Annotated in this window: 15 protein-coding genes and 2 pseudogenes; 9 read left to right on the forward strand and 8 right to left on the reverse strand. The window is 61.9% G+C overall.

Annotated features, from left to right (window positions below; translation table 11 throughout):
• The first annotated feature begins 313 nt into the window (after positions 1-313).
• The 5 genes and pseudogenes from L1080_RS24865 (at position 314) to L1080_RS24885 (ending at position 4,050) form a co-directional block, all read left to right on the forward strand.
• Positions 314-487, forward strand: coding sequence for a hypothetical protein (locus tag L1080_RS24865; RefSeq protein WP_250766231.1), 174 nt, complete (start codon positions 314-316; stop codon positions 485-487).
• Between the two features lie 345 nt (positions 488-832).
• Positions 833-997: pseudogene (locus tag L1080_RS24870) on the forward strand (IS256 family transposase); the annotation flags it as partial.
• Between the two features lie 426 nt (positions 998-1,423).
• Positions 1,424-2,569 carry a cytochrome P450 gene (locus L1080_RS24875; protein WP_250766232.1) on the forward strand — a complete coding sequence of 382 codons (1,146 nt, stop codon included), beginning with the start codon at positions 1,424-1,426 and terminating at the stop codon, positions 2,567-2,569.
• 176 nt (positions 2,570-2,745) lie between these two features.
• On the forward strand, positions 2,746-3,048 hold the full coding sequence (locus L1080_RS24880) for an EthD family reductase (protein ID WP_250766240.1): 303 nt from the start codon (positions 2,746-2,748) through the stop codon (positions 3,046-3,048).
• A gap of 3 nt (positions 3,049-3,051) precedes the next feature.
• Positions 3,052-4,050 carry a PDR/VanB family oxidoreductase gene (locus L1080_RS24885; RefSeq protein ID WP_250766243.1) on the forward strand — a complete coding sequence of 333 codons (999 nt, stop codon included), beginning with the start codon at positions 3,052-3,054 and terminating at the stop codon, positions 4,048-4,050.
• 89 nt (positions 4,051-4,139) lie between these two features.
• Here L1080_RS24885 and L1080_RS24890 read toward each other — a convergent pair whose 3' ends face one another.
• From L1080_RS24890 to L1080_RS24920, 7 genes are all read right to left on the reverse strand, one after another.
• Positions 4,140-5,165 (reverse strand): AraC family transcriptional regulator, encoded by a 1,026-nt coding sequence (locus tag L1080_RS24890; RefSeq protein WP_250766256.1) that lies wholly within the window; start codon positions 5,163-5,165, stop codon positions 4,140-4,142.
• A gap of 403 nt (positions 5,166-5,568) precedes the next feature.
• On the reverse strand, positions 5,569-5,946 hold the full coding sequence (locus tag L1080_RS24895) for an antibiotic biosynthesis monooxygenase family protein (protein ID WP_250766259.1): 378 nt from the start codon (positions 5,944-5,946) through the stop codon (positions 5,569-5,571).
• A 684-nt stretch (positions 5,947-6,630) separates the two neighbouring features.
• Positions 6,631-7,674 carry a porin PorA family protein gene (locus tag L1080_RS24900; protein ID WP_250766262.1) on the reverse strand — a complete coding sequence of 348 codons (1,044 nt, stop codon included), beginning with the start codon at positions 7,672-7,674 and terminating at the stop codon, positions 6,631-6,633.
• Between the two features lie 218 nt (positions 7,675-7,892).
• The gene (locus tag L1080_RS24905; RefSeq protein WP_250766302.1) at positions 7,893-9,068 is read right to left on the reverse strand and encodes a flavin-dependent monooxygenase; all 1,176 of its coding nucleotides are present in this window, start codon (positions 9,066-9,068) and stop codon (positions 7,893-7,895) included.
• Between the two features lie 542 nt (positions 9,069-9,610).
• Positions 9,611-10,246 carry a 3,4-dihydroxy-2-butanone-4-phosphate synthase gene (locus tag L1080_RS24910; RefSeq protein WP_250766268.1) on the reverse strand — a complete coding sequence of 212 codons (636 nt, stop codon included), beginning with the start codon at positions 10,244-10,246 and terminating at the stop codon, positions 9,611-9,613.
• A gap of 41 nt (positions 10,247-10,287) precedes the next feature.
• Complete coding sequence (locus tag L1080_RS24915; RefSeq protein ID WP_250766271.1) at positions 10,288-11,580, reverse strand: PucR family transcriptional regulator; 1,293 nt, start codon at positions 11,578-11,580, stop codon at positions 10,288-10,290.
• A gap of 260 nt (positions 11,581-11,840) precedes the next feature.
• Positions 11,841-12,215, reverse strand: coding sequence for a zinc-binding dehydrogenase (locus tag L1080_RS24920; RefSeq protein ID WP_284707365.1), 375 nt, complete (start codon positions 12,213-12,215; stop codon positions 11,841-11,843).
• A gap of 1,103 nt (positions 12,216-13,318) precedes the next feature.
• Here L1080_RS24920 and L1080_RS24925 point away from each other — a divergent pair.
• Complete coding sequence (locus L1080_RS24925; RefSeq protein ID WP_250766287.1) at positions 13,319-13,891, forward strand: VOC family protein; 573 nt, start codon at positions 13,319-13,321, stop codon at positions 13,889-13,891.
• A gap of 73 nt (positions 13,892-13,964) precedes the next feature.
• On the forward strand, positions 13,965-14,246 hold the full coding sequence (locus tag L1080_RS24930; protein ID WP_250766290.1) for a hypothetical protein: 282 nt from the start codon (positions 13,965-13,967) through the stop codon (positions 14,244-14,246).
• An 86-nt stretch (positions 14,247-14,332) separates the two neighbouring features.
• Here L1080_RS24930 and L1080_RS24935 read toward each other — a convergent pair whose 3' ends face one another.
• Complete coding sequence (locus L1080_RS24935) at positions 14,333-15,028, reverse strand: GntR family transcriptional regulator (RefSeq protein ID WP_250766292.1); 696 nt, start codon at positions 15,026-15,028, stop codon at positions 14,333-14,335.
• Between the two features lie 187 nt (positions 15,029-15,215).
• Between L1080_RS24935 and L1080_RS24940 the strand changes: the two are divergent.
• Both L1080_RS24940 and L1080_RS24945 read left to right on the forward strand, forming a co-directional pair.
• Positions 15,216-15,377, forward strand: a pseudogene (locus L1080_RS24940) (IS701 family transposase); the annotation flags it as partial.
• A 522-nt stretch (positions 15,378-15,899) separates the two neighbouring features.
• Positions 15,900-16,430: a YceI family protein gene (locus L1080_RS24945; RefSeq protein WP_250766295.1), complete on the forward strand. Its 531-nt coding sequence runs from the start codon at positions 15,900-15,902 to the stop codon at positions 16,428-16,430.
• Positions 16,431-16,915 lie beyond the last annotated feature (485 nt).

Consider the following 16,915-nt stretch of genomic DNA (forward strand, 5'->3'; position numbering starts at 1 on the left):
AGCGGTGTTCACTGCAGGTCGGTCGCGTGCGTGCACCGCGGCTCCTGCCAGCCCGACCGCGAAGTGCCTCTTGCCATTCTCACCGCGGGCTTGTTCGAGTGCGGCGGGCAGTGCTCTGACGAGCTGCCGGATCGCCCGGTCGACCTCGTCGATTTTTTTAACTCGGCCTACTCCGCGCGGTCAGGGCGGCGCGGCGGCGAGTGAGCCAGACGTTGTCGTCGTGTATCGGATGTCGGTGGCGTTGCTCGAATTCTCTGGTGGCGCGGCCGATTAGTTCGGCGTTCCCATCGAATTGGCGTTGCAGGATGTGCCGATGAGGGTTCGCTCCGTGTCGGTCTCCGACTGGGACGATCTGCAACGGCCGCACCAGTTCACCGGTGGTCTGCAGCGGTCCCGCCAGGTGCTCCCAGGGAACGAGGACAGCCACCACAGCAGCTTCAGCCACTGCGCCGGCGCCCGGCCCGCGTCGCAGCCGCTGCAGCAATGAATGGCACAGCCGTCAACAGCTCCTGCACGTGCTCGACAGACGCCGCGTTGTGCGGCCATCGTTCTTCGCCCGACCGCCGCGGAAATTCGGTGTACTACAAATTCTTCGTGACCGTTTTCGGTTTCGATCGAGGTGACGGCTGGTAACGGCTTCCGTGTCGGGGCTTGACGGTCGAGGTCATAGCGTCCACCGAACAGCACGCTCATCACCTGCGGGTTATGACTGGGTGGGCGACGGGCCATCGATGTTGCGTAGAACGCGGTGTTGGACCATGCGATGACCACTGCCCACGAAATCGACCTGCACCAGTTTCTCGCCGACCGGCTCACCGACGCCAGCCCGGACCTGATCCGGCTCGTCGGCGAGATACTCGTCGAGCAGCATGACGAGAGGATCGAAGGCCGCCGCTATCTCGGGCTCGACATGCTGGCTCGCTCCCGCGGTATCCACCCCGACGGCACCGCCACCGAACCTACGCAGGAGGTGATCCAAGCGGCGCTGACCGCATAACCACCCGACGAAGACTCACGCGTCGATGTCGTACACCCCCCGGGACTCGACCAAGCTCTGGGCAATCCGCGCTCCCTTGCCGCGCGCATGTCCCGTCCGCGAGCACCGCCGGTCACTCGCAGGGACACAGCCGCCGCACGACCGGACACACCGCGCTTTCAAAGGAATTCGCCTCGTCGCGGGCATGAGTACCCCTTTTTCGAACCTAGATACAACGCCTCAGTGACAACACATCGCTTCGCAAATTGTGCACCAGGCGTGCGCGAAGTGGATTGACCCGGCACCGGTGCCCGAAGATAAGCTTTTGACATCGAGAGACGGCCGTCACACCATCGCCGGTTATACGACCTCCGACACACTCGCCGCCTATCGCGCAACTACTGACCACCACCGTCACAGGCTATGTGACCGACGCTAGGAGTTTTGGTGACCACAGGATCCGATCACGCACTCAATATCCCTGCACAGTGCCCGGTCTCCCACGAATTCAATCCGTTCGGCGGTAGCTACCAGGAGGATCCCGCCGGTTCACTACGCGAGGCTCGACACGAGCAACCTGTCTTCTACAGCCCCCTCCTGGACTATTACGTTGTTACGCGCTATGTCGACATCAAGGCGATCTTCCGGGACACGACCTCGTTCTCCGCGGCGCTGACGCTGGAGCCCATTACGCCGCTGCGTGAACCGGCAATCCAGAGGCTGGTCGAGCACCAGTTCGACCTGGGTCCGTTCCTGGTCAACGAGGACGAGCCCATCCATATGCGTCGGCGTCGGGCTTTGGCTGAACCGCTCAGCCCCGCAAAAGTGCGGGAATGGGAGCAGTACATTCGCGATCTCGTCACCAGCTACATCGACAAATTCGTGAAGAAGGGCCATGCGGACCTCGTCGCCGAACTGATGTGGGAGTTCCCGGCGACGGTCGCATTGAAGTTCATGGGCGTGCCGGACACCGAGATCGAGCAAGCGAGAAAGTTTGCGGTCGGGCAGATCATGTTCGGATTCGGCCGCCCTACCGAAGAAGAACAGATCGCCAGCTGCGACGGAATGGGGCAGTACTTCAACCACGCCAAGAAGCTCGTTGCAAAGCTGAAAGAGAACCCTGATGTAGATGGCTGGGTTCCCCTTGCGATTCGGGCGAGCCAACAGGACCCCGACACGATCGATGATCGGTTCCTGGTCAGCATGATGATGAGCGGGACGAGCGCGGCACACGAAACGACGAGCAATGCAGGAGCGAACGCACTGCTCACGCTGATGCGGAACCGAAGCATGTGGGACGAGATTTGCGAGGAACCCTCCCTCATTCCCAATGCCGTGGAGGAATGCCTGCGGTACAGCGCTTCAGTGGTGGCCTGGCGACGTCTGTGTGTCAAGTCAACTTCGATCGCGGGAGTCGAAATCCCGGAAGGCGCGAAGGTTCTGGTGGTGACCGCGTCGGGCAGTTTCGACGACGAGATCTTCGACGAACCGGAGCGGTTCGATATCCATCGCACCAATGCGAAGCAACATTTCGCGTTCGGTTTCGGCACACACACACCTGTCTCGGCGCCCCCCTGGCCCGTCTGGAAATGAAGATCGTTCTGGAGGAGATGTCACGGCGACTCCCCCATATGCGCCTCGTACCGGACCAGGAATTCGAATATCTGCCCAACACGTCCTTTCGAGGACCGCAGAACCTGTTGGTCGAATGGGACCCGGCCGCCAACCCGGTCCCCTCAGACCGACCGTAGCTGATAGGAAATGACGAAATGCACAAACTGACAGTGTGTTACGGACAGCCACTGGACTCCTCAGCCTTCGACGAGTACTACACGTCGAAGCACGCACCATTGGCGAAGACCGTTCCGGAGGTGGTCCGATTCAGCTACGGAAAGTGCGAGCCCCTTGGCGGGGTTACACCCGACTTTTGCATGATTGCCGAACTTGCTTTCGATTCCCGGCCGGACTTGGAGGCGGCCCTTCAATCGCCCCAGGGGCAGGCGGCATCGGCGGACCTGACGAACTTCGCGACCGGCGGTGTGACGATGCTCGTTCACGAGGAGACGAGCTGAACTATGTACTCAGATTTGCAGAATAGGTCGCCCACAGCAGCGCCTCCCGAACGGAATCTTGAAGTGGTCGTCGCCGATCGGCAAGTCGTGGCGGACGGGGTCGTCCTGCTCGATCTGCAGAACCCCGAGGGTGAGGTCCTCCCGGTTTGGGAAGCGGGAGCTCACATCGACCTGGTCCTGCCCAACGGGCTTGTGCGGCAGTACTCGCTGTGTGGTGAACCGCAGGACCGGCAATCCTGGCGGGTGGCGGTGCTTCGCGAATCCGACGGTAGGGGCGGTTCGAAGTTCATTCACGACGAGTTACGGGTGGGCGGCACCGTTCGGGTTCGTGGCCCGCGCAATCATTTCCCACTTGTGCCGGCGCAGCGCTACGTCTTCATTGCCGGCGGTATCGGCATCACACCATTGATTCCCATGATGACTGCCGCATCCTCAGCTGGAGCGGACTGGCAGTTGATATATGTCGGGCGCAGTTCGACGTCGATGGCGTTCGTGGAGCAGTTGGTCGCCGAGCACGACGACCGGGTGGCCGTACGCCCAAAGGACACATTCGGCCGGCTCAACCTAGATGCCTTGCTCAGCGCACCGGGCGGATTACCGGACGGGACCCTCGTGTACTGCTGTGGCCCCGGATCACTGATCGATGCGGTTGAGCAGCGCTGCACGGCCCTGCCCACCGGCCTCCTTCACGTCGAACGGTTCGCGCCAGGTGACGCAGGCGAACCGGTCCTTCACGGGTCATTCGAGGTGCAGATCGCATCGACGGGTGAGAACTTGACGGTGAGTCCGGGAGAGTCGGTGCTGGAAGTGCTCCGCTGCAACGGAATTGAACTCGACGCCTCATGCGAGGAAGGTACGTGCGGCACCTGCGAGACCAGGGTCCTCGACGGACAGATCGATCATCGAGACTTCGTCCTCACAGCCGCCGAGCGCGAGCAGAACGAACTGATGGTGGTCTGTGTTTCCCGTGCGGCCTGCCCTCGGGTCGTTCTGGATCTTTGACCCCCTCGCGGCCTGACTACAGGCCGCGAGGTGCAAACCTGAAGCAGTGCATCACCGTCGCATGTCACGGTGAGTGTTCGCGGCGCCAGTCAGCCCGTGCGCGCCAGTGTCGTCGACGGGGCTTCGCCGTAACGGCGCCGGTAGTATGCGGCGAACCTGCCTGGATGCGTAAAACCCCAACGCATGGCGACACCCGCGACAGTCGTCCCGTCCAACGGGACGGCCGACATCAGATCGCGCCGCGCCCGGGCCAACCGAACATTGGCCAGATACGCGGCCGGCGACGTGCCCAGCTGACGCCGGAAGCCCATCTGCAGAGCTCGCGGGCTCATCTTGACCGCGCGTGCCAGGCTCGCCACCGTAAGCGGAGCCTCTGGTGAGGTCTCGATCAGATCAACCGCTTCCTGCACCGCGCAACGGGAGACTGACCGGGGCTGGGCCAAGAGCGCCCCTGAGTAACTGTTCGGCTGCACCATCAGCAAGGTCGCCATCAATTGTTCCCGCAACTGTGCGGCTATCATCGGAGCAACTCGCTCGGAGGCATCGACACGTTCGAACATGTCCTGCATCAGGCTCACGGCCCCGCTTACTGCGGCCAATGCGGTAGGGCGAGTCACTGCGGGCGTAAAGCCCAGCTGTCGCTCCCCAGCATCCGGCGCAAGCTGGCGGGCGAACGTGGTGAGCGCAGACAGCTCCAAACGCGCGCACAGCATCGCGAAGCCGGGGCTCCATTTCATCCGAAGGTCCTGATCCGGAGAAATCACTCCCGCCGAGTGTCCAGCAGTAACACTGAACTCGTGCCCCGCCTGCCGCAGCTGCATGGTCCCTTCCAACGGAAGAGTCAATGCGACGTAGTCACCGAGTGGAGGAGCGATGACCTCGAGCTCCGCGCCGTACTTCATGTAGTACAAACTGACCGGACCGATCGAAACACCGTGTATGCGGGCGTCCAGCGTATCTCGTGGCCGGATACGGAGATGGTTCTCCGAGAGCAACTGCGCTCCCTCTTCCTCCGCTCGGCTCACCTGCGAAGTGCGAACAAGGGAATATCGACTGAGTGGAGCGGGTTCAGCCTCGCCCGGAGCGACGTCACGAGCCGACGTTTGTACGCTCATGAACTCCTCCTGTCCGAGCCGGTTCGCTGTCGAACCTCCCGATCGCCGCACGAGTCTGTTCACCGCCAGACTATCCGATATAGCGTCTGACGTCGCCATACTGGCTGACGGACGTGCTCCGGCCTTCGTCCTGCACTGCCGAACTCCGCCTACCGGCCAGTGGGGTGCCCAGTGCCCGATGATGTCATCACGACTCCCGAAAGCTCGGATCGTGCCCCGATTGCAAACGAGCTGGCCGCAGAGGGCTTCGACGACCTCGGCATAGTCGGCAAGGGAGGAGTTGGCGTCATCTTCCGCTGTCGCGAACCCTGCTTATTCGACCGACTGGTGTGATTCGAGTCGAACTGGTTGTGGACCTGTTGGAACAGCCACAGCTCTTTCGTTTCGCCGGGACTTCCTGTGGTCAGGCCGGGGTCTTGCTGCCCTGTCGAGCGCGCACTCGACTCGCGATTCCGGCCGCGACGACCTGCAGGAAGTTCCGCACTCGTGTGGCAATACCAGGTTGTTCGAAATGGGTAACCTGCGGAGTGGCGACGAAGAATTCGGCCAGTGCATCCACGATGATCTGCGCTTCCGAAGACGCACCGAATTCCGCATGCTGCTCCACAGAATCCCAGCCGACGCGCATGAGGTAAAGACCGTCGGTGTCAACGCTGCGAACGAGTTCCGCGGTCTTGCCGCCGTTGGCGGCAACGAGGTGCTTCTTCACGCCGGCGAACGCTCGCTCGAAGTCGGATCGGCGATCGACTGCCACAGTGACGTGGGCGTGCTCGAAGATCATGTTGTAACTCTCTCTCGCTCTGTGCAGGGTCTGAAACGTCATATCTGTTGTGCGGACCGAGTTGCGGAAGAAGGGACACGCCTCCCTAGCGGAGAGCGGGACGTGCCCCAACCCCAGTTCGATCGGGTCTATTTGGGGAGCGAGCTACGGTTCCGGATACCGTCAGTGCAGAGTTCGGCGCCGATTCCGAGTAGCCAGACGTCCTTGGCGATTGCGATTCCGTCTGGAGTGGGTCGAATCCCGTCGCGCATACCGGGGGTTCGGACGTACAGGCCCAGGAGGCTAGCGGCGAAGCCCGTGAGTACCGCACCGGCCACGGCGGCGGGGACAACAGGGGTAAGCCGAGGGCGATCTCGGCTCCGGCGAGGAGCTTGAGGAACTTGGGGGCCTCGATGCTGTTGAGAACCGGGTAGGTTCCGGCGGCCATTCCGTGCACACCTGCAGCCATCTCCTTGTTCCCGGACCATTTGCCGAGACCGGAGCTGAGAATGAAGGCGCCCGTCGCAATTCGGGTCGGTAGGTGGGAGGTATCGATACTAGGCATCGTCTTCACGTGCTTTCGGTTGGAGGGTGTAGGTGGAGCATCTGACGCATCTGGCGACCGATCGATTCGCGGAAGAATTTCGTTCAGCCCCACGGTGATCGCGGTGGAGCGGCGTCGCCGTGGCGAGTGGGTGCCGACAGTCAATAGGCGCCGAGGGTCTCGGGATCACGGTGGGGAGTTGATTCCGTTGAGGGGCGCTTGCGGAGCCGAAGCAGCCCGACGACGATGAGGATCAGACCGAGCAGTGCCGACCCGAGTGGGATTACAACTCCCATCAGCGTGAGCAATTTGCCTACCGTCGACGCGGTGGCTGCCGCGTCAGCGACGGACTGATCAGTGAGTTGTGTGTCGAGGGCAAGAACCGGCATGACGCTGACGTTTTCACCACCGATTTCGACGTTTGCGATCACCTGCAGGTTCAGCGAGCCGTCGGCAGGCGTTCCGAGGGTCTTGTCGGTAGAGAGCGCCAGCTTGCTGACGGCGGTGTAATTGAACGGCACCGGATCGGGCAGCGAACCGGACGCGGCACCCAGCTTCGCTTGCAGATCAGCTGGCAGAAGCGGAGCGAGTGAGGCGAGCTGCGCCTTCGGCATGGCGGGCGGCAGTCCGTTGAGAATGCTAGGATCGGCAAGCGGACCAGCTACTTCAACGGTGTAGTTGAGCACGTCTCGACCCGATACGGAGCCTTCGCCGGCAAATGTCATCGGCGCTGTCGTCCTGGTCGCGAAGTCGTATAGCGCGTAGCTTGCGTCCGGATTCGGATTCATCGGCCATCCCACCGTGAGACCTGCGTGCGGTTCCACTTCGACCCCTTCCGGGGCTGGTGCGCTGTTTATGGTCGTGCGGTCAATCGCGTAGGTGTGGTTGGAGGGCATGGATACTCCTCCGGGCGCTTCAACAGTCAGGTCATCGTGTGTAATGGCGGTGTTCCCGTGCACGCTCGAGACGTAGACGTGTCGGTCGACGGCGACCGGAACATTGGTAGCCACCACGTTGGCAAGATCGCCGGCCTGCAGAGCCGAAGGATTGAGCATCGTCCCCGTGCCCTCGTAACGAAGATTGACATCGAGGTCATCAGGCATCTTCGAGGCTGCCGGCACTAGGAAGAATCTCAACGTCACCGCGAGCAGGACGAACAGAACACCAACTGTAAAAGATAGTTTCGTTGATCGGGGTACTGACATGGAAATCATTCCTAGTGAGAGATTTGCGTGACTTTGCCGGCGTGTGGTGCCGTGGTGTTATCGGGCCGGAGCTTCCGGTTCCGTGAGGGTCCGCGGTCGGACCCTCAGTCGGGAGCGGCAATCAAATCGACTTTCGGGTTTCGTACTCGTGTGGCGATGCGGATCGGCTGGGTGTGGGTCGGCCAAGACCCGAGCGGGCGGGTCTTGGCCGGACCTGTCTAGATGAAGGGGACGTCGGGTTCGTTGCCGGCGAGGATCCGCCCATACAACTCCGCGTTGGTCGAGTGCAGCAAGAACGAGTGCACCGACATCGTCCGGATATCCCGCAGAATCGAACCCAACTTGTCCGAAGCCCGCAACGCATTAGCACCCGAACCGTGCTCGACGATCTCGCAGGCCTCCCGCGTGAGCTTGATCGCCCACGCGATATCCGCCCGGCACCGCACCCGCTCCGCAATCTCCCACGCCGCCCCGGACGCGGCATGCTCATCGACCGCACCAGTGATCCGGTCCGCATGAAACTTCGCATGATCGAGCTTCATCCGCGCCTCGGCGAGCTGATGAAAAGTGATCGGGGCATCCGCCTGCCGCGCATAGTTGGTGTACGTGATACCCCGGGACCCCACCCGCTCCTCGAACGCCCGCAACGCCGCACGCCCCAACCCGATCGCCGGCCCCACCGACATCGCACACATGAACGGCACGAACGGCTGGTTGTAATAGGTGTCACCGGCAAGCGACTCCGCCCGATAATTGCCAGTCACGATATCCATGAACGGAACCGCCCGATGCTCGGGAACGAACACGTCCTCGAGCACCACCGTATTCGAGCCGGTACCGATGAAACCGGTGACAAACCAGTCATCCTTGACCTCGAACTCGGCCTTGGGCACCAGGAACGCGATCGGCGCACCACCCTCGTCCGGGATCCCAGGAACGATGATCCAGCCCGCATGATGCTGACCGGAACTGAAGCCCCACTTCCCACTGACCCGATACCCACCCTCAACCGTGGCCGCACGGCCGGTCACCGCGAACACACCCGCGCAACGCGGAATCTCCGAACCCACGAACTCATCGAGCGCATGATCACCGAACGCACACACCATGTGACTGACCGCATTGTAAATCGACGTCACCCACGCGAACGACCCGTCCGCCTCGGCCAGCGTCGCCATCACCTCCGCCTGCACCGCCGTCGGCGCACGCCACCCCCCACGCTCGACCGGCAACGACATCACCGTCAAACCACCATCGACCAACGCCTCCACCGAACGATCCGGAGCACGCCGCAACTCCAACGCCTCCGGCGCCGCCTCGGCAACCACCGGCACGATCTTCACCGCCTCCGCCAACAAATCCGGCGCAACTCTCGGCATCGCAGTAGCAGTCACTTTGTCCTCCGTAGTTTCTTCCATGTGGCTTCAGACGCCACACCTTCTGGTGTATTCAGAGTTTCGCGGGCACTTGCGAAGATCGAATGTCAATTCTGACTGGAAGTGCCTTCACACCTCAGTGTGTGCTGGACCACACACTATGCTGCGATATGTTATAACGTCAAGCCCGCGGGCGAGGGAATTGAAGAGAAGTTCCCCGCGTTGTTCGACACGATCTACTGCGGTGCAATGATTCTCCGCAGTTCCGTATCCGACCGTGCAAGAACGACGCGGAAGTCGCCGCTCCAAACGGCACGCAGCGGGGCAGAAGTCGACGGGGTCGCTTGCATTCGCGACCCTGGAGTAGCGAATACGGCGAAGTGCGTCGACAAGATCGACGGACAGACTATTGCCCGATTGGCCGGATGTCGTTGCTGAACAGTGCTTCCCAGTCAAGGTATCCAAATTGAGAACCGAGCGGCAGCTGACCTGGCGGTCGAGGACGTTGCCCCGCTCGAAGTGACTAGCCTGCCGACCCGCATGTCGATCGCGAATAGAATCTACCCTATTTCAGATGCGTGGCCAGTATTCACGATGACGAGTCCATATCGGCGCGCGAAGCGGTCCGCTTCCTCTGGAGCAACCAGTTGCGTTGGAATATCGACACTTTCGAGATCCGCGAACACCGCGCCGGAACGGGACGGATGCGCCCAGTCGGTCAATCCAAGTGCGAGAGCGGGGACGGTCCGTGCATTCCTGTTCGATGCCATGACGCGAACGGGAACGAGGTGGCCGGGACGCGTGAGACCATCTGGTTCAGTGGAGGGATCTGCCAGCACGCGCGCTGTACGGGCACGGTCTGCACCGGATATTCCCGTGGTCGTTCCCACTGCGGCATCCACGGCAACACACTGCCCGCGGGCGTGTGTGGGCGCATACCGATCCGAGGGAATCGCCTCGGGGAGGAGCAGTCGGTCGCACACCGTCTCGTGGAGGGCGACTTGGACGAAACCACTGGTATGGCGAATGAGGAAGGCCATCTGCTCGGTGCTGATGGTGCCGGCGCACGCCATCAGCACGATGCGCGAATCGTCAATCATCACGATCGTCTCGCCGGCCGCCAGGGCTCGAATACCGCATTCGAAGTCGTCGTGCTGCGCGCTTTGTGCACGGGTTTCGATCATCGAGGTTGTCATGGCGTTGTTCCGTCCTGTCCGCTAGGGGGATTGGCATTCCGTCACGGGTGCTCTATACACGCGGTAATTCCATCTTTGAGCACAAGTGCAGTCCACGTTTCGAGCGCTCGTTCATCGAGCGAATGCCCGATAAGTTGTTCGATCTTCTTCAGGCGATATATGACGGTATTACGAACGACGTATAGTTCGTTGGCTACCGCGAGAGGACTGTGCTTGAGGCGCAAGTACGCTTCTGCGGTCTGCCGCAGTGTCAAGCTCTGCGGGTCGTCGGCAGCGAGCTCGCCCAGCTCAGCCTCGAGAAAGCCGCGGGCCTTTTCCATGTCTTGCACCAGGACGGACAGCAGGTGCACATCAGCGAAGTCGACGCTGCGCTTCCTCAGTCCCGGCAGGGCGTCGAGTACTACTCGCGCCTGCTGCGCCTCGTGATGAGTTCGTATGAAGCCTTCCAGTCCTTCGTGCGCTCGTCCGATCACTACCCGTACCGGGGCGTCACCGTCGAGGTCGACGTGCAGCGGGAAGGGCGAACGTTGGTGATTTCCCCATGCATACAGTGTGGATTGACCGTGTGGGACCAGGAGTACTTGTTCCGCGCCGCAGGCCCTGAGCGCGGAGTCGGCGATCTTGTTCAATCTCGAGTTCCGCCGCAGGTCGTTGGTATCGGACCACAGGATCAGTCCGATGTGATGACCGTGCGCCAACGAGTACTGGAGTTCTTTTTCAGCGCTCGCTATGTCATATGCTTCACGACCGAGAAGCGCTCGCACGACCTGCTCACGTGCGGCTGCGGTTGTCGTCATCCACCGCCCGTATTCGGTCTCGTACTCGCGTCCGATGGCGTCGGAGAAGCGGTCGATGAAGCGCAGCAGAACCTGCGAAATCATTTGAAGCTGAACCGGTTGCTCTTCCACGGGAACCATATCCATGCAAGCATCCATGTACTCGTCTGCGAGCCATTGGTGTCCCTTGCGGACGGCCGCCCAAATCGTCAGCAGTGAGACTCCCCGTTGAACCCACTCTTGGACTGCCCGAACCGTATCGTCGTTGATTTCGGGCATCTGGAAGTCATGGCTGTCGATTGCCAGCATGGTGATGATCGCCCCCGATTCGGTGCCGAGACGAACCGTGGCCACTTGAGCCGGCCGGTCGCCGAACTCGGGAAAGATCTCGACACACCGCTGCGCGAGCTCCTTTCCCACCGCGACAGCCCAATCCAATGCTTCCCACCCAACCTGGCCAGCTGCCAATTCGAGCAACTCGGTCGAGCAGACCGATTGGATCCGCTTGGAGTCCCTCACTTTGAGCCGGCTGACCCAACGCCCTTCCACGGTGGCCATTACCTACTCCTTCGGCTACGTGCCATCAGCATTCGCCTGTGAGCGGCGCGCACGCACTCCGGCGGTATGGATCGTCCAGTCGACGGCAATCCACCTGGTGGGATCTGACCTGGTCCGAGCGGCGTCTCGATGGACATATTGAAGACTACGTGACGCGCAACACAGCTTCTAGGACTCAGCGCCAAAAGTTGAGGGTAGTCATTGCGCGGTGTTGTCCGCGATGGATTCAAGCCGGCGGATCCCGGGTTCACTTGGAGGCGTCATCCCGGGGGTTTGCGCGCCTCGGGTGACGCCTCCGCTTGAATCCGACTCTGATCAGCCCACGTCGAGTCGATGACCGGCCGAATTTGGTGTTTCTCGACGAATTGAAGCATCTGACCGAAGTCTGTCGGGCTGCCGAGCGTGGTGCCCGAGATCGCGAACAGGCCGAAGTAGAGGCTCGGCACCTCGAACGTCGCCGTTCTACCGGCGCTCGATCCGAATACGGCGATCCGACCACCCGGCTCGAGGCATCCGAGGGCCTCGGCCACGTTGGCGCCGGTTCCACTGATAACCACGTCGACTCCACCGCCGGTGGCCTGGACAACCTGCTCGACCCAGTTGGGATCGGTGTAGAGGAAGCCGCTCCGCGCCAATCGCCCGGACGGATTCGATCTTGTCGTTGCTCGACGACGTCACGATCCGTCTTTTGTGCGCTCACCGACACGCGTCAAGCTCAATGAGCCGTGCTCATCGAACGGAGTCGGTTTCCTGGCATCGTGAGCGCTGCTGCCGTACATCTTCGGCGTCGCGTTTTACGTTATAACACTGCGCGCGTTGGCGGGAGTCGCAAAACTGGAGGGCGGTCGCAGCGCCGGCCGATGTTCGATTTGGCGCAGAGCGCAACCATGCGCCCGATCTCCTCATATTGAGCCCAAGAAAAATGTGCTCCGCATCACAACAATGGGGAGATAGAAAAATCGCATCACGATCCGGAGCATCAGAAGGAAGTGGCAGGTCGGATGAACGCCATAACAGCCTCCCTCGACGGAGAGGCGCGAGAAACCTCGCCGCGTACAGCAGGGCAGCCGGACTCGATGCGCGACGATACGCCCCGGTCGTCACCGCGCGTATCACTCGATGAAGAGTTATACCTCGGAGGCAAGCGGGCCCGACTGGTCGCGATCCAAGACAGCAGCGAGCGCGAGTACACGTTCTTGATCATCGGGACGATCACACACATCGAGCAAGCGTCCGTGCGGGTGGTCGACCCCGAACGAATTCTCATTGAAGGTGGACGACCTCACGCCGGACCGGAAGTTCTGGTGGGCGTCTCCACCCCCTTCGTTTCTCGCATATCCGTAGCAAGAGACATCGCTCGGCTATTGCATAGTGGTGGCCCGGTATTCGATCGGATCGCAGCTCGGCAGACGCCCGCATTACCTGATGCGCCCACCGATCTTCGTCGATCGTTCGTCATGCCTGAGGCAAAGGCGTGTGGCGCAAAGCAGATTCGGGAACGTCGCCTTACAGGGCCGATCGGCACGGCAGCTATGCGGAAACCTCGACGGACCGAGTCTTGGCAACCCGCCTAAACCCCTGTTATAACATATTACATAGCTAGATCTGCTCCATACTGACGGCCGGCAACCTCGGCCGGGCGCTCATTATGAGCTTCAGCGAATGAGTCAGGCATTACCCCCGCTGTGCCACATCGGCCTCAGCGCCGACTGGCCATTGGACACCAAAGGAGTCAATGATGACCGCCACACCCAAGTTCGCGCATGTGGTGCTGCAGACGAGCCGTCTCGAAGAGATGCGCGATTGGTACTGCACCGTGCTCGATGCTCACGTCGTCTACGAGGGGCACGGTCTGTGCTTCATCACATTCGACGAGGAGCACCACCGCATCGCACTGCTGGGCGCACCCGTCGACCTCGCGCCGCGCAACCCCGGTGCCGCCGGCATGCACCACACGGCGTACACGTTCGATACGCTCGACGACCTCCTCAACCGGCACGATGCGTTGAGGGAGAGGGGAATCGAGCCCAAGGTTCCCATCCAACACGGCGTGACGACATCGCTGTACTACCAGGATCCCGACGGGAACTTCGTCGAGCTGCAGATCGACAACTTCGCGACACCCGAAGAGGCAACGGCCTACATGAACGGGCCCGAGTACGATGGCAATCCGATCGGGGTTGCGTTCGATCCCGCGCTCATGCGACAGGCCATCCTGCAGGGAACGCCGATCGAGCAGATCATCACCCATTCGTGGGCAAAGGAGACCAGCCCGGACCTGCCCGACCCCATGGTCGCCCTGACCAACTGATCAAATCCCGGCCTGGACGAGCGCTCCGGGCCCACTTCACGACCGGCCTCGTTTCATCATCAAAGGACTCCCCATGCGAGTGGCAAATCAAGCCGGGCGCCTCGAGATCGTCGTCGACGGTCGCGCGGTAGATGTCGAAGAGGCCAGCGACCAAGAATTTCCCGCCGATACCCACGCCGTCCTCGACCGGTGGGACGAGTTCATCGAGTGGGCGAAATCAGTCGACACCACCGGAGGATCGCCGGTAGTCGAATCGGAACTCCAGGCCCCTGTCCCACGGCCCGGGCAGATCTTCGCGGTCGGCGTGAACTTCGGCGTCGCCGACAACCGCCTCGTCCACGCCGAGCGTTCGTAACGGGTCCCTGCGTCCACGCCGCTCACCGCGCGGGAACTGTAGTGCTCCCACCGTGCTCGCCCGCATAAACGCGGACGACAGCACGGCTAGGCGATATCGTCGAGCGCGCGGAGCGCGATCTGCTCGTTGTCGTCAAGATGCTTGCGTGTCGCCGCCGCAACTTGGCGGATCCCACCGGTACGCGTGGCGACCAGGAGTTCATTGTGTGTGCGCCACCGCCGGCTCGGCTCGTCCGGTTCGGCATCACGTCCAGAAAAGGCGAGCCGGACGTACCGCTCCGCGGCGTGCCACAGTCCTTCGAGGGTGCGCAGATCCCAAGTCGTCGCCGCCGGCCGCAGCAGTTCGTAATGGAACGCGTGATGGGCGTCGTAGACGTCGTCGATACCCGAATTCTCGTCGGCGAACATCGTCAGGTATCCCTCGAGCCGCCCGAAATCCTGACTTGTGAGCAGCTTGGACGCACGTCCGGCGAGCTCCGGTTCGATCTGCCGACGGAGGCGATAGATGCCGTGGAGATCGTCGTGTGCAAGCGGGGCCACCATCGCGCTTCTGCCGGGTCGAGTGATGACGAGTCCCTGGCCTTCGAGATCGCGGAGGGCCTCGCGCACCGGAATGAAACTGACGCCGAGCTGGCCAGATATCTCACGCAGCGAAAACGTCTGTCCCGGCCGCAGTTCACCGCACAAGATGGCCCGACGGATCTCCTTCGCCACCTGATCGGGCACCGACGTCGGCGCAAGCGTGCGCACGAAAGACCGTTGCCCTTGTGTGGTTGCCGTCACCGCATCCTCCGCTTGGTCCTGATCTTCAACTTCGCCGACCTTTCCGTCGTCAACCTACGTTATAACGGTTCACTGGTTGGCTGCACTTGGGTGTTGCGTGTTGGCCACCCGCCGAAAGAAGCATTTGTTTATCCCCCGGTAGGCGCACCGGCCGGGCAGAAGAGCTGATCCGCATCGTCTGTGCGCCGGGCGGGGACACCGGCTCCTCGCCCGCCAATCCCTGTCGAATCCGACCGAGCCGCATACTATATCTGCCCCGGACCGCGCCGGACGTCGCTCACCGAACTGGCCCGTCGCCGGATCGCGGTGGCGGGTCGAGGAATGCTATCAACAGGTCACACGGGGCGCGGAAAGTCGTTGCTACTAGTCCTTGACTCGACCTCATAGTACTCACGATGCTGGGGTTTCCGTTGTTGATCAGGACGACCTTGCTCGGGACACCTTCGATCGCGGCGGTGGGCCAGGTTCCCTATTGGTCACCTGGAAACACCCGACGCCGTCGATCGCCACACCTCACAGTCCGATGCTCCGTGGTTTGCTCTGAGTGCCGCCGGAACCGCCTAGCCCATCGCGCCCAGTCCCCCAAAAATCGAGCCAAGTGCGCAGCATCTCGTAGTCGAAGTAATGAGCGGCCCACATCTCGTGCTGCCCGAAGCCGAAAACATAGATCCCGCCGGGACCGGCAGCTTCCGGAGGGGTCTTGCCAAACATCGACGCCGAGCTCTCGGACTTCCCCACATTTTCGCGTCTTCCGCGCAACAGCCGAATCTATGGCGGTCGAGAGGGTTGAAAGACAATAGAACTCGTTTAGAATGGTTGTTATCACATATTGCGCTGGTGTTGAACCACCCTATTCGAGGAGCTCTCCGCTATGTCCGACATCCACTCCGTTCCATCCAATCCCTCGCCCGACTCGATACCCGCGGGGACGTACGTCGTCGACACCACACGGTCCGCTGTCACCTTTCGCGCTAAAGCCTTCGGGGTGATGTGGGTACGCGGGCACTTCCCCGTTCGTGACGGTTCGGTAGAAATCGGTGGCGGCACACTCACCGGCACTGGCGTCCTCGCCGCCGACGAGATCAGCACTGGTCTGGCACCGCGTGATTGGCATCTAAGGTCCTCGCACTACCTCCACACACACGAACACCCCACGATTCGGGTGGCGATCGATAATGCTGGCCTTTCGGACGAGAGCGTCCCGTGCGAGGTGACTGTCCGGGGGATCACGGCTCCCGTGCGGTTGCAGCTCCGGTCGGTCGAGGCTGGCGACGGTGCGCTCGAACTCGGCGCCGATGTGGCGCTGGATCGGACGGTATTCCCGATGCTGGGCCCCTGGGCGGGCGTGTCCCGTCTCGTGCACTTGGGAATCACGATTGTGGCCCTACCCGCCGGCGAGTGAGGCGGTCGACATAACGCAGCCAGGAGGAGGCCCGGCGAATCGTCAATCGCCGGGCCTCGAACATGTTCCGCAGCCCCTACCGTGAAACTTGCGCAGCACGAGTTTCGCCCGCCTGAACGATTCTGTAAGGACAGAATTACTGCAGATGCGTGCGGGTTGCGAAACTGACGGCGTTAATCGGTTGCGGGTCACCCATGGGGAGCCGTTTCGATACGACTGGGGTGATGGTGCGCCGAATCCGCGGCAGCTTCTCGGTTACCGAGCCGGCCGCATTCTGCGACACCGCGGTGCCTACTGTGTCCGGCTCCGGCGGCGGCGAGGGAACCATCGCCAGAGCCGGGGCACCGACGGCGCGGACTGTACCGGATCGCTACCGGTACCGGTTTGGTTGGGGCCGCACGGCTTTCAATCTGCACCGCAGACTTTGTGATGACGGCAAGCTCGGCCCCCACTGCAACTACGTCCTTCTCTTCAGCGAGGATGCG

This window comes from Rhodococcus sp. MSC1_016, assembly GCF_023667485.2.
Taxonomy (GTDB): Bacteria; Actinomycetota; Actinomycetes; order Mycobacteriales; family Mycobacteriaceae; genus Rhodococcus_F; species Rhodococcus_F oxybenzonivorans.